Below are 23,094 nucleotides of genomic sequence, written 5' to 3' on the forward strand. Positions count from 1 at the left end.
TAACAATTGCAACAATCTCTCACTTGGTGCCGTTCTGCCAAGTGGAAAGGCAAATCAGGCAGGAGGGACTCAGCTGAGCCGGCCCGCGGCCCGGCCGGGCTGATAGCCCTCATTTCTCATGCCGTCACCGGCGTAGTGCCTGGTGGCTCCGGCAGGGGTGATGCCGAGCAGGTCGGGAATCCCGTCGCCTGTGGTGTCTCCCGTCCCGAGGACGTCCCTGAAGATGCTCCAGCCCGTTCCCACGCTCTCACCGGCGGCGAGCCGGCCGTTGCCCTGGCCTCGGTAGAGCAGCAGCGTACCGGTGGAGGTCCGTGCCAGTACGTCATTCCGGGTGTCCTGGTCATAGGTGCCGGCTGCTGTGAGGACCAGGTTTTCCCAGCCGTAGTCACCGATCCGCAGTCCCGCGAGGTAGCCTTCGGCCCCGTTGCCGACACGGCCGGTGCCGCGGTAGAGCCAGAGTGATCCGTCGCGGTGGCGGGCAAGAAGATCCGGACGTCCGTCACCGCTGAGGTCGGCAGTGCCCAGTACCTGGCTGAAGATCTGCCAGCCCGAACCGATCCGGACTGCCGGCCGGTAGCCTTCGTTTTTGCTGTCCACCTTGCCTGTGCCGGCGTAGAACCACAGGGTCCCGTCAGGCTTGACCGCGATCAGGTCTGCCCGCCCGTCGCCGTTGAAGTCTCCCGGGCTGGTGACTTCGGAGTAGATGTTCCATCCCGTGCCGATTTGCCTGGGCGAGCCGTGGGCTCCCTTTCCCTTGCCCGGATGCAGCCACAGTGTGCCGTCCCGGCGGATGCTGAGCAGATCAGCCCTGGCATCGCCGTTGAAGTCCGGGACGCTGAGCGTCTTCGCAGCCTGTGCCAGGCCCGGGGATGTGGTGTTCACGGCGGGCGCATAACCCCGGGTGATCTTCTGGGTGCCCGAATAGAAGAGCAGGGATCCATTGGACGAGCGGCCCACCAGGTCGGGACGGCCGTTGCGGTCGAAATCAGAGCCGCCGAGTATCTCCGCAAAGATGTTCCAACCGGTCCCTATCACTGTGCCGGCTGCAAAGCTGCCGTTCCCGCGCCCGGGACGCAGGACAATGCTCCCGTCAGAGGTGCGGCCAATGACGTCCGGACGCCCGTCGCCGTTGAAGTCCCCGGTACCTACCAGCAGGTTGTACTGGTTCCATCCGCTGCCGGCGGAGGACGCAGGCCCGTGCCCGCCCTTGCCCGTGCCTGAATAGAGGAAGGCCTGGCCGTTGGGACGGACGGCGAGCAGGTCCGGCCCGCCGCCGTTGACGTTGGACACAGCCACGATCCGCTGGAATTCGTCCCAGCCCCAGTCACCGATTTTCCGGCCCGGGCGGTAGCCTTCGCTGCTGTTGTTGACTGCCCCGGTGCCGGAATAGAGCCAAAGACTGCCGTCCACATGCCGGGCCAGCAGATCATTGCGCCCGTCGCCGTCGTAATCTCCCGGCCCGAGGATCAGGTTGAAGATTTCCCACCCGGTGCCGATCCGGCGGGGAGTGCCGAAGGATCCCTTGCCGTTGCCGGCGGAAAGCCACAGTGTTCCGTCTGCACGGCGGCTAATCAGGTCAGCAGCGCCGTCGCCGTTGAAGTCGCCCGGGGAAACGGCACGCAGCGTGTGGTCCCCTGCGTAGACGCCGCTGATGGTGACGCCCGCTCCCGAACCCGATATCCAGTCAATCCGGACCTTGACGCCGGTATGGGTGGTGAAGGTCTGACCTGCCTGCCAGGCGCTGTTCGGGTGGGTGTAGCTGTAGACCGGACGGGTAGACGGGGCGATCAGCAGCGAGTTGAGGGCCCATGAATTGGCGGAGTCGATCTTCAGGATTTTGACGCCGCGGTTCCCGCCCACCGCTGTCCCGGCGTCGCGTCCCACCGGCAGGCGGAGTTCGAGGTAATAGACCTCTCCGCTCTTCGGGTCACGGAATTTCACGGCCCGGTTGGCGGCGGTGCCGCTCCAGGGGCTAAGCGTGAAGGACCGGGTGCGGTTGGCGTCCCCGGCGTTGAGGATCTCATTGCCCCGGCCGAAGTTTCCCCTGTCCCAAAATAGGGAGTTGATCGTGGGAATGCTGTACTGGGCGAAGCCCATCAGGTCAGTGGTGTCACCGTACTCGCGGCTGCTGCAGGCGCCGTCGGCCCAGCGGCCGTTTCCGGGAGCGACGTCGGAGCGCCCGTTGGTGCACTGGAGGCTGTTGGCGTGCAGCAGACCAAGCAGGTGCCCGAATTCGTGGGTCACCACATTGTTGGTGAAGTTCGACGGCGCGGGCATCAGGATGCGCCCGGCGGTTCCGCCGACCGTCCAGCCGCCGCCGAGGATGCCGCCGTAACCGCCGGAACGCAGGTCAGCCGTAGGGACAAAAACCACCAGGGCGGTATAGGGCTTGTCCACCCACTTCAGTTCGCGGGCGATCTTGTTCATCATCGTCGCGTAGTCATCGGAGGCGTTGGCGGTCGAGCTGTAGTGCACCTTCTCCGAAGCCACACTCATGGACAGACGCCCGTTTGACGCTGACCGCCAGTAGGAGCTGGCCGTCGCCACAGAGTTGCGGGCGGATTGCAGATTGACGAGTCCGCCGTTGCCGTTGACGGTGGAACGAACCAGTGTGACCTTGATGTCACCGGCGCGCGCGGCGAGCATCGTTGCGGCGACGCCCTCAGCCAGGACCTGTCCGGAGTGGTCGTGTTCGGTTTCCACCGCGGAACGCACGCTGCCGTCGGCCTCGGTGATGAGCGGGGTGTCCGGGCCGGGCACAACATGCCCCTCGCCGACCGGAACGTACTCGTAGCCGTCATCCTCATCGACAGCGGGTTCCTCAGATACCTTCTGCGGGACGGCCGGACCGGAGGGCTCCGGGGAAGGCTCAGGCGGGAGCGTCACTTCGGGGGAGGGCAGCGGCGCCGGCTGCTCGAGGCTGGGGTCGCTGCCGGGTTCGGGGAGCGTGTCCGGGAGGGTTCCGCCGTCTGTGGCAGGTTCAGTGGCAGCGGGTGCGGCGGGCAGGTCCGTGGCTGCTGCCGGCATTGACACACCGCCGAAGGCCAGGGCTGCAGTCAGGGCAGTGATGAGCGCGAGTCGTGCAGTTTTCAATGACGGATCCTTGCATAACGTTTCGAGACCTTAGCGGCAACGGGCGCGGCAGCAGGCGGTCAAGGATGCTGCACTGCCGGCGCTCCGGCGGGGTGTGAGCGTTCCCCGGCGAAACGGCCTGCCACATCAGCTATCGGCACCATTGCCGTTACCGTTACCGGTTTGGAAGCTGAACGTGCAGAAAAGCTACGCTGGTATTGCCATCCCCACAATGAACGGAACTCCATGCGCGTCCATATTGCAACAGACCACGCCGGACTTGAACTCAGCGCCCACCTGCAGAAACACCTCGCAGCAGCCGGGTACGACGTCGTGGACCACGGACCGAAGGCGTACGACGCCGAAGACGACTACCCCGGGTTCTGCATCGATGCAGCCAAGGCTGTGGTTGCTGATCAGGAAGCCGGCACCGATGCCCTGGGCATTGTCCTGGGCGGCTCCGGAAACGGCGAGCAGATCGCTGCCAACAAGGTCCGCGGTATCCGCGCCGCGCTTGCCTGGAACCTGGATACCGCCAAGCTGGCTCGCCAGCACAACAACGCCAACGTCGTCGCCGTCGGCGGCCGGCAGCACTCCCTGGCGGAAGCCACCGGGATCATTGAGGCATTCCTGGCCGAGCCCTTCAGCAATGCTGAACGCCACGTGCGCCGGATCGCTCAGATTGCAGAATATGAAGCCACCGGCACCATCGCTGCCCATTAATGCCTGAGGGGCACTCAATCCACCGGCTGGCCCGGCAGTTCACTTCGGTGTTCGCCGGGCAGCAGCTGGCCGTCTCCAGTCCGCAGGGCCGCTTTGCCGCTGGTGCCGCTCAGCTCGACGGCCACGTCCTCACCGGAGCGCAGGCACACGGCAAGCAGCTCTTCCTGGAGTTCGACAACGAGTTGTTCCTGCGGATCCATCTGGGCCTGTATGGAGCATTCGACTTCGGCGGTGACGAAACTTTCCGGGGTTCCTCCAGCATTGGCGCCCCGCGCCGGGTGGGGGAGCAGGAAGCACCGGACGACGGCGGTGCGGGCACCTACGCCGGTCCGCCGCCGCCCACGGGTGCGGTCCGGGTCCGCCTTGTCTCGCCGCACGGCTGGGCTGACCTGCGCGGGCCAACGGCGTGTGAAGTCATTACTGATGCCGAACGCAGCCAGGTGCTGGCACGGCTGGGACCGGATCCCCTGCAGCGGCACCAGGACGGTGTGGAGGATTTCGTCAGGCGGCTGCGCAGCCGCGGCTCTCCGGTTGCGGCGCTGTTGATGAACCAGGAAGTACTCGCAGGGGTAGGCAACGTCTATCGGGCCGAGGTGCTCTTCCGCGAACGGATTTCGCCGTGGCAGACGGGCAGGACGCTGCGGCCGGAACAGGCAAGGGCGCTCTGGAACGACGTTGTCTGCGTGATGGCAGACGGCGTTGCCGAGGGCCGCATCGTAACGACGCGGCCGGAACACCGTTCTGTGCACACCGAACCGGTACCCGCTTCCGAAGCGCACTATGTCTACAAACGGCAGGGTCTTCCATGCCGGATCTGCGGCACCGAAATCGCACTCACCGAGATGGCCGCCCGGAAACTGTACTGGTGCCCGTCCTGCCAGGACGGATAGCGGAGCACAAAAAAGCCCCCGGTCCATCGCCGAAACCGAAGTTTCATGCTGGTGGACCAGGGGTCTTCTTTGGAATAATTCCTTGGAGGGGATGACGGGAATCGAACCCGCGTAATCAGTTTGGAAGACTGAGGCTCTACCATTGAGCTACATCCCCGGCGCCGTAAGGCAGGTTTTACCTTAGCACGCTAATTCGGCGGATGAATAATCGGCGGCTTCACTTCCCTCACAAGGAGCTTGGAAGGAACTCGGCGCTCCGGAATTGTGCATGTGGAAGTCAATGCCGGTAGGCTGTCAGGTGCACTGACGGGGTGTAGCTCAGCTTGGAAGAGCGCCTGCTTTGGGAGCAGGAAGTCGCAGGTTCAAATCCTGTCACCCCGACTCTGTATAAACGACGGTGCAGACCAACCCCAGAACCCTCAGGAGAACTAACGCTGTGAAGAGCGCTGTAGAAAACCTCACACCCACGCGGGTAAAGCTCAACGTAGAAGTTCCGCTTGAGGAATTGAAGCCGAGCATCGACGAGGCCTACAAGACCATCGCCACTCAGGTGCAGGTCCCGGGCTTCCGCAAGGGCAAGGTCCCCAACAAGCTCATCGATCAGCGCGTTGGCCGCGGCTACGTCCTCGAAACTGCCATCAACGAAGGCCTGAACGGCTTCTACCAGGCAGCAGTCCAGGAAACGGGCATCCGTCCGCTGAGCCGTCCCGAGGTTGAGATCAGCGAAGTTCCGGACCCGACCTCTGACGAAGGCCAGCTGGTTTTCAACGTTGAGCTGGACATCCGCCCCGAGATCGAGCTGCCGGACTACGCCGGCATCGAGGTCACCGTTGAGCCCGCCGAAGCCGGCGACGCAGACATCGAGAAGGCCCTGGACGAACTGCGCGGCCGTTTCGGCACGCTGAAGAGCGTTGACCGTCCCGCTGCCGACAACGACTTCCTGACCATGGACCTGGTTGCCAAGGTTGACGGCGAAGAAGTCGATTCCGCCTCCGACCTGTCCTACCAGGTGGGCGCAGGAACCATGCTCGAAGGCATGGATGAAGCCGTTACCGGCCTGTCCGCTGACGAGTCCGCCACCTTCACCACGAAGCTGGCCGGCGGCGAGCACGCAGGCGCCGACGCCGAGGTCACCGTCACCGTGAAGGCCGTCAAGGAGCGCGAGCTTCCCGAGGCCAACGATGACTTCGCACAGCTGGCCAGCGAATTCGACACCATCGCTGAACTGCGCCAAGACCTCACCAAGCGCGCTGCTGAAGCCAAGGTCATGGAGCAGGGCGTCGAAGCCCGCGACAAGGTCCTTGAGAAGCTCCTCGAAATGATCGAGGTTCCGGTTCCGGAATCCGTCATCGAAGAGCAGCTGGACCAGCACTTCAACTCCGAGTCGGCACACACCGCCGGCGAGGACCACGACACCGAAGAGCACCGCGCAGAAATCCGTGAGAACACCGAACAGGCGTTCAAGAATGAGATCATCCTGGACGCTGTCGCTGACAAGGAAGAAGTCGGCGTCAACCAGAACGAGCTCATCGATTACATCGTTTCCATGGCCGGCCAGTACGGCATGGACCCGAACCAGTTCGCCCAGCTGATCGACCAGGGCGGCCAGGTCCCGATGATGGTTGGCGAAGTCCGCCGCCGCAAGGCACTTGCCAAGGTCCTGGAGCTGGCCAAGGTCACCGACACCACCGGTGCCGAGGTTGACCTGTCCGCTTTCGTTCGCCCGGAAGGCGAAGAAGCAGCCGCCGAGGCCGCTGAAGAAGCCGGCGAAGAAAAGGCTTAGTCCTTAGCCGCCCCGGATCCTTCCGGTGCGGCGGCAAGAGGAAGCACTGCAGTCCGCTGCGGTGCTTCCTCTTGTTTAAGCCCCGGTCGGGGCCGGATTCCCGCGGCGGCGTCCGGCACGCGCCCAACGTGCGCCGTCAGCGAACAGCGCGCGTAACGGGAGCAAAAGGACTGCAGGAACGGTTAGTGTCCAAGAAGAGATAAACGGCGGCAGCCGGCTTTGGGAGCACACAGACGCATCCAGCCAGGTTTTCCGCCAGAGCGAGAGGTCACTCAGTATGGCAAATGCACCCAGCACACCCACTATGGCTACTGTGGACCCGGCCAGCCGGGATGACTACATCTACAACCGGCTGCTGAAGGAACGGATCATCTGGCTCGGCTCGGAAGTCCGGGACGACAACGCCAACGCAATCTGCTCCCAGCTCCTGCTCCTCTCCGCCGAAGACCCGGAGAAGGACATCTTCCTGTACATCAACTCTCCCGGCGGCTCCGTGACCGCCGGCATGGCGATCTATGACACCATGCAGTTCATCCCGAACGACGTCGTCACGGTAGCCACCGGCCTGGCCGCTTCCATGGGCCAGTTCCTGCTGTCCTCCGGCACCAAGGGCAAGCGCTACGCAACCCCGCACGCACGCATCCTGATGCACCAGCCTTCCGGCGGAATCGGCGGCACCGCGTCGGACATCCGGATCCAGGCTGAACTGATCCTGCACATGAAGCAGGTCATGGCCGAGCTCACTGCTGAGCAGACCGGACAGACCGTGGAGCAGATCCTGAAGGACAACGACCGCGACAAGTGGTTCACCGCAGAAGAAGGGCTCGCCTACGGCTTCTTCGACAAGATCTCCGCTCACGCCGGCGGCGTCACCGGCGGCGGCGGAACCAACCAGGACCAGGACGGCGAGCAGGAATAGTCCTGCCTCCGGCCGGCCAGCGCACCACAGACTTCAGGAGTAAAGCAATGAACCACAATTTTGGAACCCCGGGCAGCACGGCATCCCAGATGCCGTCCAGCCGCTACGTACTGCCGCAGTTCGAAGAGCGCACGCCGTACGGCTTCAAGCGCCAGGACCCCTACACCAAGCTCTTCGAGGACCGCATCATCTTCCTCGGTGTGCAGGTTGACGATGCCTCCGCAGATGACATCATGGCCCAGCTCCTGGTCCTTGAATCCACTGACCCGGACCGCGACATCACGCTGTACATCAACTCCCCGGGCGGCTCGTTCACGGCTATGACGGCCATTTACGACACCATGCAGTACATCCGCCCCGAGATCCAGACTGTCTGCCTGGGCCAGGCAGCCAGCGCTGCCGCTGTCCTGCTGGCTGCCGGTACCCCCGGCAAGCGGCTGGCACTGCCCAACGCCCGCGTGCTGATCCACCAGCCCGCGCTTGGCGGCGGGGAACGCGGACAGGCTTCCGACCTGGAAATCCAGGCCGCCGAGGTTATGCGCATGCGCACCTGGCTCGAAGACACCCTGGCCCTGCACTCGAACAAGACGTCCGAGGAAGTGAACCGGGACATCGAGCGGGACAAGATCCTGACTGCTGCTTCGGCACTGGAATATGGCCTGATTGACCAGGTCCTTGATTCCCGCAAGATCAAGACTCCGGCCATCAACAAGAGCTAGCACCAGCTACTGCGGCCGTCCCTGCCCCTCCACGGGCAGGGGCGGCCGCTGCTGTCTGGTCCGGTCCGGTCCCCGCAGGCACGTAAAAAGGCGCACCACGGGCCCGGAATTGCTGATTACCTCTGCCAAGTGTCCTAGAGTGGAACATGGTTGACTGGCATGGTTTTCCTTACGGCACGTTTTTTCTTCGGCACGGCACCCGCCTGGCGAGGACCATCTAAAGGGGACTGAATTATGGCTCGCATTGGTGAGAGCACAGATCTGCTTAAGTGCTCTTTCTGTGGAAAGAGCCAGAAGCAGGTGCGCAAGCTGATCGCCGGTCCCGGCGTCTACATCTGCGACGAGTGCATCGAGCTCTGCAACGAGATCATCGAGGAAGAGCTCTCGGAGACCACCGAAGGTGATTCCTTCGTCCTGCCCAAGCCGCGCGAGATCTTCGATTCGCTGCAGGAATATGTCATTGGCCAGGAACCCGCCAAGCGTTCCCTCGCCGTCGCCGTCTACAACCATTACAAGCGCATCCAGTCCGGCCATGCCTCCCGCGGAACCGCCAACCTGAGCGACGCCGTCGGCACCGAGGACGTGGAGATCGGCAAGTCCAACATCCTGCTGATTGGCCCCACCGGCTGCGGCAAGACCTACCTCGCGCAGACCCTGGCCCGGCGCCTGAACGTTCCGTTCGCCGTAGCGGACGCAACCGCCCTGACCGAAGCCGGCTACGTGGGCGAGGACGTGGAGAACATCCTCCTCAAGCTGATCCAGGCCGCTGACTATGACGTCAAGAAGGCCGAACAGGGCATCATCTACATTGACGAGATCGACAAGATCTCCCGCAAGAGCGAAAACCCCTCGATCACCCGGGACGTCTCGGGCGAGGGCGTGCAGCAGGCCCTGCTGAAGATCCTGGAAGGCACCGTTGCCTCCGTGCCCCCGCAGGGCGGGCGGAAACATCCGCACCAGGAATTCATCCAGATCGACACCACAAACGTGCTGTTCATAGTGGCCGGCGCGTTCGCCGGGCTCGAGGAAATCATCGGCTCACGTTCGGGCCGCAAGGGCATCGGCTTCGGCGCCCCGCTGAACGAGACCAGCAAGGACACCGATTCCTACGCGGACGTTATGCCCGAGGACCTGCTGAAGTTCGGTCTGATCCCCGAGTTCATCGGCCGCCTGCCCGTCATTACCACGGTGTCCAACCTGGACCGCAAGGCACTTATTCAGATCCTCACCGAGCCGAAGAACGCACTGGTCAAGCAGTTCCAGAAGATGTTCCAGCTTGACGGCGTCGAACTGGTCTTTGAACCGGAGGCGCTGGAAGCGATCGCCGACCAGGCATTGGGACGCGGCACCGGTGCCCGCGGCCTGCGCGCGATCCTCGAGGAAGTGCTGCTGCCGGTGATGTTCGACCTGCCCAGCCGCGAGGACATTGCCCGCGTGGTGATCACCCGTGAGGCCGTCACCGAGAAGGCCGAACCGACCCTCATTTCCCACGACGTGATTGCGAAGCGGCGGAATAAGTCCGCCTGATTGCGCGCTGGCGCAAGTGGGATGTGATCCCGTCCGCACGAATTCTTAACGAGGAGTAAGCCTGTGCCCGAAAATACTGCTGTTGCCGATTTCTGGTTCGATCCCACCTGCCCGTTCGCCTGGGTCACCTCGCGCTGGATGGGTGAGGTGGAGCAGGTCCGGGACGTCCGCACCGAATGGCACGTCATGAGCCTTGCCGTCCTGAACGAAGGCCGCGACCTCCCCGAGGACTACCGCGCCCGGATCGATAAGGCCTGGGGCCCGGTCCGCGTGATCATCGCCGCAGCTGAACTGCACGGCCCGGAGAACATCAAGAAGCTCTACGACGCCATGGGCACCCGGATCCATGTCCAGGGCATCAAGGATTACGACGCCGTCATCGCCGAGTCCCTCGCCGAGGTTGGCCTGCCGGCGGAACTGGCCGACGTCGCCGGTACCGACAAGTTTGATGCTCAGCTGCGGGCCTCGCACCAGGAAGCGATCGACAAGGTGGGAGACGACGTCGGAACTCCCGTAGTTGCTTTCAACGGCACCGCTTTCTTCGGTCCGGTGCTCACGCGGATTCCGCGCGGCGAGGAAGCCGGCAAGATGTTCGACGGCGCCCTCGCGCTGGCTTCGAACCCGTACTTCTTCGAGATTAAGCGCAGCCGTACCGAAAACCCTCAGTTCGACTAAGAACAGGCAACAAAAAAGTGCCCGGCCGGATAAATCCGGCCGGGCACTTTTGTCTTGTGCTGGTTACTCCGCGGGAGCCAGTTCGACGCCGCTGACGGTCAGCTCGCCGTCGCCGGCCACCAGCTCAAGGTTCCGCACGTTGCCCGCTGCCAGCAGATCCGGCAGGCCGGCACGCAGGCGCTCCACCTGGGCCGCAGGGGCGGTGACGGCAGCATTGAGCACCTCGGTGCGCTGCTTGACCTTCGCCTCGGACTTGGCCTTGCGGATGCCGCCCAGTGCCTGGGCAACGGTTCCAAGGATCGCCGCGTCAGCACCGGAGACGCCGGCGGCCAGGCCGTCGGCGGTGGGCCAGGAAGCGCGGTGGACGGATCCGGCACGCCACCAGCTCCAGACCTCTTCGGTGGCGAAGGGCAGGAACGGGGCGAACAGGCGAAGCAGTGAATCCAGGGTGGTGGCCAGGGTGGCCAGCACCGAAGCCTGCTCGGCGTCGCCGGCAGCACCGTAGGCGCGGTCCTTGATCAGCTCCACGTAGTCATCCGTGAAGGACCAGAAGAAGGACTCGGTGATCTGCAGTGCCCGGGCGTAGTCGTAGCTCTCGAACGCCTTCGTGGCGTTGTTAACCACGTCCACCAGCTGTACCAGGAGCGACTGGTCCAGCGGATTGGTGATCGCCGAGGTGTCCGTGCTGACAACGTTGGCTTCGGTGGCGCCCAGGTTCAGGACGAACTTCGACGCGTTGAGCAGCTTGATCGCCAGGCGGCGGCCAATCTTCATCTGCGCGATCTCGTAAGCCGTGTCCGCGCCCAGGCGTGCCGAGGCAGCCCAGTAGCGGACGGCGTCGGAACCGTACTCGTTCAGCACATCGGTGGGGACCACTACGTTGCCCTTGGACTTGGACATCTTCTTCCGGTCCGGGTCCAGGATCCAGCCGGAGATGGCTGCGTGCTTCCACGGGGCTGCGTGCTGCAGTGCGTCGGCGCGGACAACTGAGGAGAACAGCCAGGTCCGGATGATGTCATGGCCCTGCGGGCGCAGATCAAACGGGAAGACCTTGGAGAACATGTCTTCATCCACGCCCCAGCCGCCGACGATCTGCGGGGTCAGGGAGGAGGTGGCCCAGGTGTCCAGCACATCGGCGTCGCCAATGAAGCCGCCGGGCGCGTTGCGCTGGGACTCGTCGTAGCCCGGAGCCGGGTCGGCGGCTGGATCTGCCGGCAGTGATTCGAACGACGGCAGGATCGGGTTGTCGTAGTCCGGGTTGCCGGAAGCGTCCAGCGGGTACCAGACCGGAACCGGAACGCCGAAGAAGCGCTGGCGGGAGACCAGCCAGTCACCGTTGAGGCCTTCGATCCAGTTCTCGTAGCGGGAGCGCATAAACGCCGGGTGGAAGTCGATTTCCTTGCCGCGGGCGATCAGGCGTTCGCGGCGTTCGGCGTCACGGCCGCCGTTGCGGATGTACCACTGGCGGCTGGTGACAACCTCAAGCGGCTTGTCGCCCTTTTCGAAGAAGTTCACCGGGTGGGTGATCTTCTTCGGATCGCCGTCCAGGTCGCCGCTTGCGCGGAGCAGTTCGACGACGGCTTCCTTGGCGCTGAAGACGGTCTTCCCGGCAACGGCGGCGTAGTTTTCCTGCGCGCCCGGCGTCGTGATCCATTCCGGGGTGTCCGTGAGGATGCGGCCGTCGCGGCCGATCACGGCGCGGGTGGGCAGGTTCAGCTCGCGCCACCAGGTGACGTCGGTGAGGTCGCCGAAGGTACAGATCATCGCGATGCCCGAGCCCTTGTCCGGCTTGGCCAGCGGATGCGCCTTGACCTCAACCTCGACGTCGAAGAGCGGGGACTTCACCGTGGTGCCGAACAGGCGCTGGTAGCGCTCGTCGTCGGGGTGCGCCACCAGCGCCACGCAGGCCGGAAGGAGTTCCGGGCGGGTGGTCTCGATGAAGATCTTCTCGCCGTCGGGAGCGTGGAAGCTGATCCGGTGGTAGGCACCGGGCTGCTCGCGGTCTTCAAGTTCGGCCTGGGCCACGGCGGTGCGGAAGGTGACGTCCCACAGGGTGGGAGCTTCGGCCATGTAAGCGTCGCCGGCCTTCAGGTTCTCCAGGAATGCGCGCTGGCTGACGGCGCGGGAATGGTCATCAATGGTCCGGTAAGTGCGGGTCCAGTCGACGGACAGGCCAAGGGTGCTGAAGAGGTTCTCGAAGACCTTCTCATCTTCAACTGCCAGCTCTTCGCAGAGCTCAATGAAGTTGCGGCGGGAAATGACGTCAAAGTCGCGCTGGTTCTTCGGGGCCGTTGCCGGCGGGCGGTAGTCCGGGTCATACGGCTTGGTGGGGTCGCAGCGGACACCGTAGTAGTTCTGCACGCGGCGTTCGGTGGGCAGACCGTTGTCATCCCAGCCCATGGGGTAGAAGACGTTCTTGCCCTTCATGCGCTGGTAGCGGGCCAGGACGTCGGTCTGCGTGTAGGAGAACATGTGTCCAACGTGCAGGGAGCCCGAAGCGGTCGGCGGGGGAGTGTCGATCGAGTAGACCTCGTCCCGGACCGTGTCGGGATTGAAGGCGTACGTGCCTTCTTCGCGCCAGCGGCGGCTTAGGGTCTCTTCCAGCCCTTCGAGGGCAGGTTTGTCAGGAACGGAAACGGTCGCAGCGGGCGTGTCTGTGCCCGGGATATTGTCAGCCATGATGCCATTCTCCCACGGGTGCCGGTGCCGCCGTCATCTGTGTCGCGGCCGGGGAACGCCACTTGAAGCCGGTCCCTTCCAGGCGCGTCCGCCGGCGCCTACCATCCGGTACATGGCTGGAATCGATGCGTCCCAGATCCGTGTTCGGCGAATCTACGAAGCGCCCGACGGCGGCTTCCGGGTGCTGGTGGACAGGCTCTGGCCCCGCGGGGTGTCCAAAGCGCGTGCTGAGCTGGACGAATGGTTCAAGGAAGCAGCACCCAGTACCGAGCTGCGCGAGTGGTTCGGGCACCGGCCGGAGCGCTGGGAAGGCTTCACCGAGCGCTACGTCCACGAGCTGGAAGACAACGGGGCCGTGACTGATTTCGCTGCCCAGTGCGCTGCCCGGCCGGACACTGTGCTTCTTTTCGGCGCCCGCAACGAGCAGGAGAACGAGGCAGTAGTGCTGCGGGATTACCTGCTGGGCCGGAACCTCACGTAGCTGTAGCAGATCAGGGCGATGGCTATGCAGCCGGAGAGGATAAGCGCGCTGCCGGTGGTCCATCCGCCCGGAAGCCACCAGTCCTTTTCGAACGGCCACCACGCCGGAACCGTGCGCCACAGGCCCCAGGTGATGCCGGCGGCAATCAGGGTCAGGGCGCTGGTGAGCGCGATGGCGATCCGGATCCATGACTGCACACCCTGCTCGGCGGCGCGGTAGGCCTGGACCTTTACCGGATGAAGCCAGCGGTCGGCCCACGCGTAGCGCAGGGAGAGGATCGCCAGTCCGGCAACGAGCATCAGCAGACCGGGGCCGGGCAGCACCAGGGCGGCAGCTCCAAGCACGATGAGGGTCCAGCCTGCCACCTCAATGCCGGTACGGCGGACCCATGCTGGGATTCGGTCGGCGCGCGGCATGCCTCAAGCTTTGCATAACGTCCGGCCGGGAGGACACCTGTGGGCTGGTCCGTGGGGCAAACTGCGCGGGATAAGCGCTGGCGTGCACAGTTTCCCTCCCGTCGTTACTGGTGGGACGCATGTGGTCCCACTGGTGCACATGGATAACGAGCGGTGGGAATCCGTGCGCAGGACGCCGGGTGCCTGCGTCATCCGTCCCTGCACAGCTCGGCACCGCGGTCCCGAGCGGCTCAGGCTTCCACTGATGCGGCTGCGGACAACACATGCGCCAGCACCGCCATCGAAACTGGGACGATGCACGCAATTGAGGCGGTCTGCCGGGCCCATTACGGAGTGATCAGCACCGGGGCGCTCGCAGCCAATGGGTTCGGCCGCACGAAAGTTGCAGCTGCTGAGCGGGGCGGAGTTCTGCAGCGCAGCGGGCGGGGGTATTACCGGCTTGAAGATGCACCGGCCGAACTCGTGTCTGCTGCTGCAGTGGGAGCCTCCCTTACGTGCGTATCCGCTGCAGCGCTGCAGGGTTGGTGGGTCTTGACTCCATCCGACATCCTCCATGTGCGGGCAGATAAACCGCTTTGCGTTCCTGGAGTACGCCTGCACCGGGGTAAACGATCAGCGGCGAAACTGGTGAGTTCGCCGTCGGCCATAGTCCTGGATGCATTCCGATGTCTGCCGCAGCTGGAGGCTCTGGTGATTGCCGAGTCGGCACTTGTCCGCAACGCCGTCTCCAAGCAGGCCCCTATCCGAACCTTCACCCGGCCGCAGGATTGGCGAGTCCGCGCACTACTGGAAGGAATGAGCCGGAAGACAGCGTCCCCGCTCGAAGTGTGTGCCCGTTACCATCTGTGGTCTGCGGGGCTTCCAGCTCAGAGGGAGGTGTTGGTGGAGGGGGTGGGGCGCGTTGACTTTCTGGTCGCAGACAGACTCATCGTGGAAATCGACGGATATGAGTTCCACAGCAGCAGGGCACAGTACCGAAACGACAGAGGCCGATGGAACCGGGCCATTGCCCTGGGCTTCATAACCCTGCGCATCACCGCCGAACTTGTCCTGCGCAACCCGCAAGAATTCATCCGTCTTGTTCGTGTTGCACTCGCTGAAGGCTGAAACTGCCTCGAGCGACGCGCGGATTCCCAGCCGCTGTTGCGGATGGCAACAGATGGGACCCCAACCACCACATGAGACACGGGGGCTGGGAAACTGTGCACACCACACGTCCAGCCGGCAGTCCGCAACCCTCCCGACAACCTCAAGCAGCGACACTGCACGACAAGCAGCGACACAGCACGACGCGCAGCCGGGCCAACCGGGGAGCAGTTCGCTAGGGTAGCGGTCATGACGAACAAGCGCGTAGTTGTGACCGGAGCAAGCTCGGGAATCGGTGCGGCAGCAGTCCGCGCCCTGCGGAAGACAGGCTGGGACGTAGTCGCCGTAGCCCGCCGGGAAGACCGGCTCCGCGCGCTCGCGGAGGAAACCGGGGCCCGGATCATTGCCTGCGACGTCACCGACCGCCGGTCCGTGGAGGCCATGGCCCGCGAGGTGCTGGCCGACGGAGGAGTGGACGCCATCGTGAACAACGCCGGCGGCGCGTTCGGCATGGACCCGGTGGCAACCGGAAACCCCGAAGACTGGGTACGGATGTACAACGTCAACGTGCTCGGAGCGCTCAACGTCACGCAGGCCTTTTTGCCGGCACTGCGGGAAAACGGTGAGGGGTCCATCCTGATGCTGACCTCCACTGCGGCGCTCGCAGCGTACGAAGGCGGAGCCGGCTACTGCGCCGCGAAGGCCGGCGAGGAAGCCATGACCCAGGCGCTGCGCCTCGAAGAAGCTGAACACAACGTGCGGGTCATCGAGATCCTGCCGGGCATGGTCAAGACGGAGGAGTTCTCCCTGAACCGGCTCGGGGACGCGGCGGCTGCGGAGAAGATCTACGCCGGCGTCGAAAAGCCGCTCACCGCCGACGACGTGGCGGACGTTATGGCCTACGCCCTGAACGCCCCGCACCACGTCAACCTGGACCAGGTCGTCATCCGCCCCGTGGCGCAGGCCGCGCAGCACAAAGTGATCCGCCGCTAGAAAGCCGCCCGGAAGAGGCCGGTTACCAGGGCTGTGTCACCAGCCCTGGTAACCGGTGGCTACCCGCTGCCACGGCGCCGCCGCCTCGAGCTGGCCGGCCAGCCGCAGCAGGAGATCCTCACGCGCAAGGTCGGCCATCAGCTGCCGCCGGGCCCGAACTGCTCGGCGACCCGCCAGCCGGTGCGCTGTGCCGTGTGCAGAGCCTTGGCGAGGTCGGAGGCTTTGTTGATCCCTGCGCTGTCCAAGATCGCCCGGGTCCACGGCTCGATGTCGTCCTCGGCCAGGGCCCCAGCGCGGCGAGGCGGTCGTTGATCTGCGCCAGGCCCAGCTCGACCTCGCGCACATCGTGCCCCAGGTCCCCAAGCCGTGCGGCGGCATGGTCGGCGGCGGCCGTGCAGGCGGCGTCGGTGGGGAACGGGCCCGGTGCGATCCGGATCAGCCCGATCCACAGGCCGGCGTCAGCGCCCACCTCCTCCAGGAACGGGCGCGGCGGAGTGGGCGCGCCGAAGGAATCGCCCGGATGGTGGACGGCGACGGCGACGGCGTCGAGCAGGGCGGCGCTGTCACGAACAGTCGTCGTCAGCGCGTGGTGGTACGTCACGGGTGAGGCCAGCGCGATGGGATTCGGCCACGCCGGTACCCGGCCCCGGCTCGGCTTGAGGCCTACCAGCCCGCACATGGCGGAAGGAATCCGGATGGACCCGCCGCCGTCCGTGCCGTGCGCCGCCGGAACCATGCCCGAGGCCACGGACGCCGCTGAACCGCCGCTGGATCCGCCCGTGGAGTACTCGGTGTTCCAGGGGTTGTGGCACGGGCCGTACAGGAGCGGCTCGGTGGTGGTGGTTTTGCCGAACTCCGGCGCGTTGGTCATACCCACCACCACCATGCCCGCAGCCTTGTAGCGCTGCACGACGGTAGCGATCACGTCCGCAAACAATCGAACCGCTCTAGGGCCGGCACATCCTCGAGGCCCCCGGATGAACCCGGAACTGCGGGACTGGATCAGCTCTGGCCCGCTGTATCAAAAGTAGGCTCAATGGCAGCAAGTAGGCCCAATAGCGGCCGCGGTGGCCGGAGTGCGCGAAATCTGTGGCAGATCAGGTTGATTTACCCTGAACAGCAGCAACAGCCGGGCACCCGCCGGCCGGGGCTTCGACATCCGCCCCGGCCGTGGCCTAAACTGGCCCAAGCAGCTTTGACCCGGCCATCACCGGTGAGCTTCCGGAAGAACAGCGCCCCTGCACCGCCAGGACACAGGCGCCCAGTAGAACCGGACGGGTAAGCCCGTCACAGCAGTCAATGAGCGGCAGCCGGCGCGCATCCAGCAGGATTGGGCGCACGACGGCGGCAAGCGAGGTGGTACCGCGGCTTCACCCCCGGCGTTCGCGCCGGGCGGGTAAGTTCGCCCTTGCATCCTGTTTTTACAGCCAGATTCACTTGCCGCTATCAGGATGACGAATATGCCACAGATCTACCCCAAGGCCTCCACCGGCGATGCCGCCGAAGCTGCAGCGTCCTCACCCAGGTTCCCCGAAATCGAAGAACGGGTCCTGAAGTACTGGGACCAGGACGGCACCTTCCAGGCCTCCATCGACGCTCGGCCCGCTGGGCAGGACGGCTCCAACGAGTTCGTCTTCTACGACGGCCCGCCCTTCGCCAACGGCCTGCCGCACTACGGCCACCTCCTCACCGGCTACGTCAAGGACCTGGTTGCGCGCTACCAGACCCAGCGCGGACACCGCGTCGAGCGCCGCTTCGGCTGGGACACCCACGGTCTGCCCGCCGAACTTGAGGCCATGAAGCAGCTGGGCATGAGCGACAAGGTCCAGATCGAGAAGATGGGCATCGACAAGTTCAACGATGCCTGCCGTGCCTCGGTCATGAAGTACGCCGGCGAGTGGCAGGACTACGTCACCCGCCAGGCCCGCTGGGTGGACTTCGAAAACGACTACAAGACTCTGAACGTCGAGTACATGGAGTCGGTCATCTGGGCCTTCAAGACCCTGCACGAAAAGGGCCTGACCTACAGCGGCTTCCGGGTGCTCCCGTACTGCTGGAAGGACGAAACCCCGCTCTCCAACCACGAGCTGCGCATGGACGACGACGTCTACAAGATGCGCCAGGACCAGACGGTCACCGTGACCTTCCCGATCATCGCCGGAGACAACGTACTCTCCGCCGAACTCGAAGGCGTTCAGGCCATCGCCTGGACCACCACGCCGTGGACCCTGCCCACCAACATGGCCCTCGCCGTCGGGCCTGAGGTCCGCTACGCCGTCGTGCCTGCCGGCCCGAACGGCACTGCGCTGGATCAGGGAACTGCCGGGGGAGACCGCTTCCTGCTGGCCGAGGACCTGGTTGCCTCCTACGCCAAGGACCTGGGCTACGACGACGCCGACGCCGCGCGCGCTGCTATCACCTCCGTGCATTCCGGCAAGGAACTCGAGGGCCTGCGCTACGTTCCGCTCTGGGACTACTACGCCGACGCCGAGAAGTGGGGCACCGAAAACGCCTGGCGCTTCGTTGTGGCCGACTACGTCACCACCACCGACGGCACCGGCATTGTGCACCAGGCACCGGCCTACGGCGAAGATGACCAGAAGGTCTGCGAAGCCAACGGCATCCCGGTGATCCTCTCCGTGGACGAGGGCGGCAAGTTCCTGCCCATGTTCGGTGAGGGACCGCTGTCCGAAATCGCCGGACTGCAGGTCTTCGACGCGAACAAGCCGATCACCCGCGAGCTGAAGGCAGAGGGCCGACTGCTGCGCCAGGCCAGCTACGAGCACTCCTACCCGCACTGCTGGCGCTGCCGGAACCCGCTGATCTACAAGGCGGTCTCCTCCTGGTTCGTGGAGGTCACCAAGATCAAGGACCGCATGATCGAACTGAACCAGGAGATCAACTGGATCCCGGAGAACGTCAAGGACGGGCAGTTCGGCAAGTGGCTCGAAAACGCCCGCGACTGGTCGATCAGCCGCAACCGGTACTGGGGCAGCCCCATCCCGGTTTGGGTTTCGGACGATCCCAACTACCCGCGCACCGACGTCTACGGTTCCCTGGCGGAACTGGAAGCGGACTTCGGCCGCCTGCCGCTGAACAAGGAAGGCCAGCCGGACCTGCACCGTCCGTTCATCGATGAGCTGACCCGCCCCAACCCGGATGATCCCACCGGCAAGTCCACCATGCGCCGCGTGGAGGACGTGCTGGATGTCTGGTTCGATTCCGGCTCGATGCCCTACGCCCAGGTGCACTACCCGCATGAGAACGCCGACTGGTTCGAGCACCACAACCCGGGCGACTTCATCGTGGAGTACATCGGCCAGACCCGCGGCTGGTTCTACACGCTGCACATCCTGGCCACGGCACTCTTTGACCGGCCGGCGTTCCGCAACGTGATCAGCCACGGAATCGTGCTCGGTTCCGACGGGCAGAAGATGTCCAAGTCGCTGCAGAACTACCCGGACGTCTCCGAGGTCCTGGACCGCGACGGCTCCGACGCCATGCGCTGGTTCCTGATGGCCTCGCCGATCCTGCGCGGCGGCAACCTGATCGTCACCGAACAGGGCATCCGCGACGGCGTCCGGCAGGTCATCCTGCCGCTGTGGAACGTGTGGCACTTCTTTACCCTCTACACCAACGCCGCCAACAACGGCGCCGGCTACGAGGCAACCCTGCGCCACGAGTCCACCGAGCCGCTGGACACCTACATGCTGGCCGCCACCGGCGACCTCATCAGGAACATGACGACGGCGCTGGACACCTACGACGTCTCTGTCGCCTGCGAGATGCTGCGCGCCTACATGGACACGCTGACCAACTGGTACGTCCGCCGCAGCCGCACCCGGTTCTTTGACGAAGACACCCAGGCCTTCGACGTGCTTTACACCTGCCTCGAGGCGCTCTGCCGGGTCGCAGCCCCGCTGCTGCCCCTGGTCAGCGAAGAAATCTGGCGCGGCCTCACCGGCGGACGGTCCGTGCACCTGACCGACTGGCCCGAAGCCGGTGCGTTCCCGCGGGACCCGGACCTGGTGGCCCGCATGGACCTGACCCGGAAGATTGCGTCCGTGGGTTCCTCGCTGCGCAAGGCCGCCAATCTCCGCGTGCGCCTGCCGCTGTCCGAGATGACGGTGGTGGCACCGGACGCCGAGGCGCTCGAAGGCCACTTCGCGGCGATCATTGCCGATGAGCTGAACCTGAAGTCCGTCCGCCTCGTGGACGCCGGTTCCGCCGATCCCGCCGAGTTCGGGATCACGCAGAAGCTCGTCGTCAACGCCCGGGCAGCCGGTCCGCGCCTTGGCAAGAACGTGCAGACTGCCATCAAGGCCTCAAAGTCGGGGGACTGGTCCGTGGCTGAAGACGGAACGGTTACTGCCGGCGGCCTGGCCCTGGAGCCGCACGAATACACCCTGGAGACCGTGGTTGAGTCCGGTGAAGGAGAGTCCTCCAAGGCCGTGGCAGTCCTGCCCGGCGGCGGCTTCCTGGTCCTGAACACCGAGGTCACTCCGGAACTGGCGGCAGAAGGTACCGCACGCGATGCCATCCGCGCCATCCAGCAGGCCCGCCGCGACGCCGACCTGCACATCAGTGACCGCATCCGCACCACGGTGGTTACCGCGTCGGAGAGCGCAGCAGCGCTGGAAGCCAACGCAGACCTGGTCAAGGCCGAAACCCTGACCGGGGAGCTGGTGGTCGAGGGCTCCGGAGACAAGAACGACTCATTCACCGTGACCGTGGAGAAGATCTGATGTCCACCCAAGACAGCCCCTCAGGCTCCATCGACGGCTTCTCAGTCGAGAGCGTGTACGCCGAACTGCTCAGCCGCGCCCCGGAAAACAAGATGGAACCACGCATGGCTCCGCTGTTCCGGGCCATGGAGATCCTGGGCGAGCCCAACAAGGCGTTCCCGATCATCCACATCACCGGCACCAACGGCAAAACCTCGACGGCGCGGCTGATCGAGGGCGGCCTGCGCGCCTACGGGCTGCGCACCGGCCGTTACACCAGCCCGCACCTGAGCAAGGTGACCGAGCGGATCAGCATCGACGGCGAACCGGTCGCGGATGAGACCTTTGTACGGATCTGGGACGAAATCCGCCCCTACCTGGCAATGGTCGACGCCGAACTGGACGCCGCGGGCGAGCCGCGCCTGACCTACTTCGAGTGCGTGACGATCCTCGCCTTTGCGGTCTTCGCCGACGAGCCGGTGGACGTTGCCGTGATCGAAGTGGGGCTGGGCGGGATTACCGACGCCACCAACGTTGGGGACGGAACCGTCTCCGTGGTGACCCCGATTTCCCTGGACCACACCGAGCTGCTGGGGGACGACGTCGCAGACATCGCCCTGGAGAAAGCCGGAATCATCAAGGAAAACGGGTTCCTGGTCAGCGCCGCACAGCCGGTGGAAGCCGCGCAGGTACTGCTGGAGAAAGCCAACGAGGCCGGGGTGCCGTTCCGCTTCGAAGGCATCGAATTCGGCGTGGAGTCCCGCACCATGGCCGTCGGCGGCCAAATGGTGACGGTGAACGGACTCGCCGGCCGCTACGAGGACCTGCTGGTTCCGCTGCACGGCGAGCACCAGGCACAGAACGCAGCCGTCGCCGTCGCGGCCCTGGAAGCCTTCATCGGCGGCGGCGCCAAGGAACTGGACGTGGAACTGCTGCGCACCGGTTTCCAGACCGTCACCTCGCCGGGACGGCTGGAAGTGGTCCGCACGGCCCCGACAATCATCGTGGATGCCGCGCACAACCCGGCCGGCGCGAAGGCAAGCGCCCAGGCCGTGCTTGAATCCTTCAACCTCTCCTCCCTGGTGCTGGTGGTGGGCATCCTCGGCGAGAAGGACGCCGTGGGCATCCTGACCGAACTGCGCGAAGTGCTTGGCGATACTGTCTCCGGCATCTGCCTCACCCAATCCAGCTCACCGCGCGCCATTCCGGCGGACGAACTGGTCCAGGACGCGGTGGACGCCGGATTCGCAGACGAGGACATCCAGGTTGAACCGGCCCTCGATGACGCCATCGAGTGGGCCGTGGCCAAGGCAGAGGAAAACAATGACCTCGCCGGCGGCGTCCTGGTGATTGGCTCCATCACGGTGGTCGCGGAAGCGCGCACCCTTCTAGGAAAGTAAGCACATGGCACGAATGACCAAGGCCCAGCGCGAGTGGCGCCCGGGCATGCCCAAGAAGCGCCGGTCCATCCGCGTGATGTTCGCATCCACCGTCCTGAGCCTGGAAGCCTTTGTGGTGCTCTTCGGAACCCTGGCGGTCTTTGGCCTGCAGCGGGACCGCGTGGCACCCGTCGCCATTCTGGCCGGCGGTATTGTCCTGGCTGCTGCCCTCGTGGCCGCGTGCGCCTTCCTGTCCAAGCCGGCCGGTCCGTGGATCGGCTGGGTGCTGCAGCTGGCCATCATCGCCACCGGTTTCCTGGAACCGATGATGTTCCTGGTAGGAGCGCTCTTCGCCGGAACCTGGTGGTACGGTCTGCGCGCCGGAGCGCGCCTGGATAAGGAAAACCGCCAGCGGGACAAGGAACAGGCGGAGTGGGACGCTGCCCATCCGGCCGGTACCGAATCCGGTGAAGCCACCAGCTAGGCTTATGAGCAGCTGATTTCGCATCACACCAACCTCCAAGGAGAAACCAAGCGTGAGCACCGAGCGCACACTCGTCCTGATCAAGCCCGACGGCGTCAAGCGGAACCTGACCGGCGCCATCCTGGCCCGCATTGAAGCCAAGGGTTACACCCTGGCTGAACTCAAGAAGATGGATGCCTCCCGCGAGCTGCTCGAGGAGCACTACGCAGAGCACGTCGGCAAGCCGTTCTATGAGCCGCTTGTTGAGTTCATGCTCAGCGGCCCCATTGTTGCCGCCGTCTTCGAGGGCCAGCGTGTCATTGAGGGCTTCCGGTCCCTGGCCGGAGCAACCGAGCCCACCACCGCGGCTCCGGGAACCATCCGCGGCGACTTTGGCCGTGACTGGGGCACCAAGGTCCAGCAGAACCTCGTCCACGGCTCGGATTCCCCCGAGTCCGCAGAACGCGAAATCGGAATCTGGTTCGGCAAGTAAGGACCCGTTTCGCACCAGGTCCACACAGGAGGCCGGCACCCGCCACGGGTGCCGGCCGGCAGTTCATAACCA

General features: G+C 64.9%; 18 protein-coding genes and 2 tRNA genes. 15 read left to right on the forward strand and 5 right to left on the reverse strand.

The genetic code is table 11. The annotated features are described in order from the left end of the window. Positions 1-69: 69 nt before the first annotated feature. Positions 70-3,093 (reverse strand): FG-GAP repeat domain-containing protein, encoded by a 3,024-nt coding sequence (locus tag ACWGQ2_RS16190; protein WP_452019078.1) that lies wholly within the window; start codon positions 3,091-3,093, stop codon positions 70-72. Between the two features lie 225 nt (positions 3,094-3,318). On the opposite strand from ACWGQ2_RS16190, the gene ACWGQ2_RS16195 reads away from it, so the two are divergent. Together ACWGQ2_RS16195 and ACWGQ2_RS16200 are read left to right on the forward strand one after the other, a co-directional pair. Continuing rightward, entirely contained in the window at positions 3,319-3,795 is a 477-nt protein-coding gene (locus ACWGQ2_RS16195) for a ribose-5-phosphate isomerase (protein ID WP_452019080.1), read from the forward strand. Further along, complete coding sequence (locus ACWGQ2_RS16200) at positions 3,795-4,685, forward strand: Fpg/Nei family DNA glycosylase (RefSeq protein WP_452019082.1); 891 nt, start codon at positions 3,795-3,797, stop codon at positions 4,683-4,685. Before ACWGQ2_RS16195 ends, ACWGQ2_RS16200 begins: the two co-directional genes overlap by 1 nt. Before the next feature lie 83 nt (positions 4,686-4,768). On the opposite strand, the gene ACWGQ2_RS16205 is transcribed toward ACWGQ2_RS16200, so the two are convergent. Continuing rightward, positions 4,769-4,842, reverse strand: a tRNA-Gly gene (locus ACWGQ2_RS16205). Positions 4,843-4,992: 150 nt separating this feature from the next. Here ACWGQ2_RS16205 and ACWGQ2_RS16210 point away from each other — a divergent pair. The 6 genes from ACWGQ2_RS16210 (at position 4,993) to ACWGQ2_RS16235 (ending at position 10,308) form a co-directional block, all read left to right on the forward strand. Next, positions 4,993-5,066, forward strand: a tRNA-Pro gene (locus ACWGQ2_RS16210). 55 nt (positions 5,067-5,121) lie between these two features. After that, on the forward strand, positions 5,122-6,468 hold the full coding sequence (tig, locus tag ACWGQ2_RS16215; RefSeq protein WP_452019084.1) for a trigger factor: 1,347 nt from the start codon (positions 5,122-5,124) through the stop codon (positions 6,466-6,468). A 304-nt stretch (positions 6,469-6,772) separates the two neighbouring features. After that, the gene (locus tag ACWGQ2_RS16220; protein ID WP_422401181.1) at positions 6,773-7,387 is read left to right on the forward strand and encodes an ATP-dependent Clp protease proteolytic subunit; all 615 of its coding nucleotides are present in this window, start codon (positions 6,773-6,775) and stop codon (positions 7,385-7,387) included. A gap of 47 nt (positions 7,388-7,434) precedes the next feature. Beyond that, on the forward strand, positions 7,435-8,106 hold the full coding sequence (locus ACWGQ2_RS16225) for an ATP-dependent Clp protease proteolytic subunit (RefSeq protein ID WP_325788699.1): 672 nt from the start codon (positions 7,435-7,437) through the stop codon (positions 8,104-8,106). A 234-nt stretch (positions 8,107-8,340) separates the two neighbouring features. After that, positions 8,341-9,633: an ATP-dependent Clp protease ATP-binding subunit ClpX gene (gene clpX / locus ACWGQ2_RS16230; protein ID WP_452019086.1), complete on the forward strand. Its 1,293-nt coding sequence runs from the start codon at positions 8,341-8,343 to the stop codon at positions 9,631-9,633. Positions 9,634-9,696: 63 nt separating this feature from the next. Then, positions 9,697-10,308 carry a mycothiol-dependent nitroreductase Rv2466c family protein gene (locus tag ACWGQ2_RS16235; RefSeq protein WP_452019088.1) on the forward strand — a complete coding sequence of 204 codons (612 nt, stop codon included), beginning with the start codon at positions 9,697-9,699 and terminating at the stop codon, positions 10,306-10,308. Between the two features lie 63 nt (positions 10,309-10,371). Here ACWGQ2_RS16235 and valS read toward each other — a convergent pair whose 3' ends face one another. Next, positions 10,372-12,987, reverse strand: a complete 2,616-nt coding sequence (gene valS / locus ACWGQ2_RS16240; protein WP_452019090.1) for a valine--tRNA ligase — start codon at positions 12,985-12,987, stop codon at positions 10,372-10,374. A 112-nt stretch (positions 12,988-13,099) separates the two neighbouring features. On the opposite strand from valS, the gene ACWGQ2_RS16245 reads away from it, so the two are divergent. Continuing rightward, the gene (locus tag ACWGQ2_RS16245) at positions 13,100-13,468 is read left to right on the forward strand and encodes a DUF488 domain-containing protein (RefSeq protein ID WP_452019092.1); all 369 of its coding nucleotides are present in this window, start codon (positions 13,100-13,102) and stop codon (positions 13,466-13,468) included. Here the strand turns inward: ACWGQ2_RS16245 and ACWGQ2_RS16250 are convergent. Beyond that, on the reverse strand, positions 13,441-13,884 hold the full coding sequence (locus tag ACWGQ2_RS16250; RefSeq protein ID WP_452019094.1) for a PGPGW domain-containing protein: 444 nt from the start codon (positions 13,882-13,884) through the stop codon (positions 13,441-13,443). The genes ACWGQ2_RS16245 and ACWGQ2_RS16250 overlap by 28 nt on opposite strands. A 294-nt stretch (positions 13,885-14,178) precedes the next feature. On the opposite strand from ACWGQ2_RS16250, the gene ACWGQ2_RS16255 reads away from it, so the two are divergent. Both ACWGQ2_RS16255 and ACWGQ2_RS16260 read left to right on the forward strand, forming a co-directional pair. Next, the gene (locus ACWGQ2_RS16255) at positions 14,179-14,991 is read left to right on the forward strand and encodes an endonuclease domain-containing protein (protein WP_452019096.1); all 813 of its coding nucleotides are present in this window, start codon (positions 14,179-14,181) and stop codon (positions 14,989-14,991) included. A 228-nt stretch (positions 14,992-15,219) separates the two neighbouring features. Continuing rightward, a complete protein-coding gene (locus tag ACWGQ2_RS16260; protein WP_452019098.1) occupies positions 15,220-15,963 on the forward strand; it encodes an SDR family oxidoreductase in 744 nt (247 codons plus the stop codon). A gap of 118 nt (positions 15,964-16,081) precedes the next feature. On the opposite strand, the gene ACWGQ2_RS16265 is transcribed toward ACWGQ2_RS16260, so the two are convergent. Then, on the reverse strand, positions 16,082-16,888 hold the full coding sequence (locus ACWGQ2_RS16265; protein ID WP_452019100.1) for an amidase family protein: 807 nt from the start codon (positions 16,886-16,888) through the stop codon (positions 16,082-16,084). 526 nt (positions 16,889-17,414) lie between these two features. On the opposite strand from ACWGQ2_RS16265, the gene ileS reads away from it, so the two are divergent. Genes ileS through ndk form a run of 4 tightly spaced genes read left to right on the forward strand, consistent with a single transcriptional unit; the run spans position 17,415 to position 23,022 of the window. Further along, positions 17,415-20,708, forward strand: coding sequence for an isoleucine--tRNA ligase (ileS, locus tag ACWGQ2_RS16270; RefSeq protein WP_452019102.1), 3,294 nt, complete (start codon positions 17,415-17,417; stop codon positions 20,706-20,708). Beyond that, positions 20,708-22,087, forward strand: a complete 1,380-nt coding sequence (locus ACWGQ2_RS16275) for a bifunctional folylpolyglutamate synthase/dihydrofolate synthase (RefSeq protein ID WP_452019104.1) — start codon at positions 20,708-20,710, stop codon at positions 22,085-22,087. The genes ileS and ACWGQ2_RS16275 overlap by 1 nt, the downstream gene beginning before the upstream one ends. A 4-nt stretch (positions 22,088-22,091) precedes the next feature. Beyond that, on the forward strand, positions 22,092-22,550 hold the full coding sequence (locus tag ACWGQ2_RS16280; RefSeq protein ID WP_452019106.1) for a DUF4233 domain-containing protein: 459 nt from the start codon (positions 22,092-22,094) through the stop codon (positions 22,548-22,550). Between the two features lie 52 nt (positions 22,551-22,602). After that, the gene (gene ndk / locus ACWGQ2_RS16285) at positions 22,603-23,022 is read left to right on the forward strand and encodes a nucleoside-diphosphate kinase (protein ID WP_452019108.1); all 420 of its coding nucleotides are present in this window, start codon (positions 22,603-22,605) and stop codon (positions 23,020-23,022) included. Positions 23,023-23,094 lie beyond the last annotated feature (72 nt).

It is taken from the genome of Arthrobacter sp. NPDC055585, from assembly GCF_053619115.1.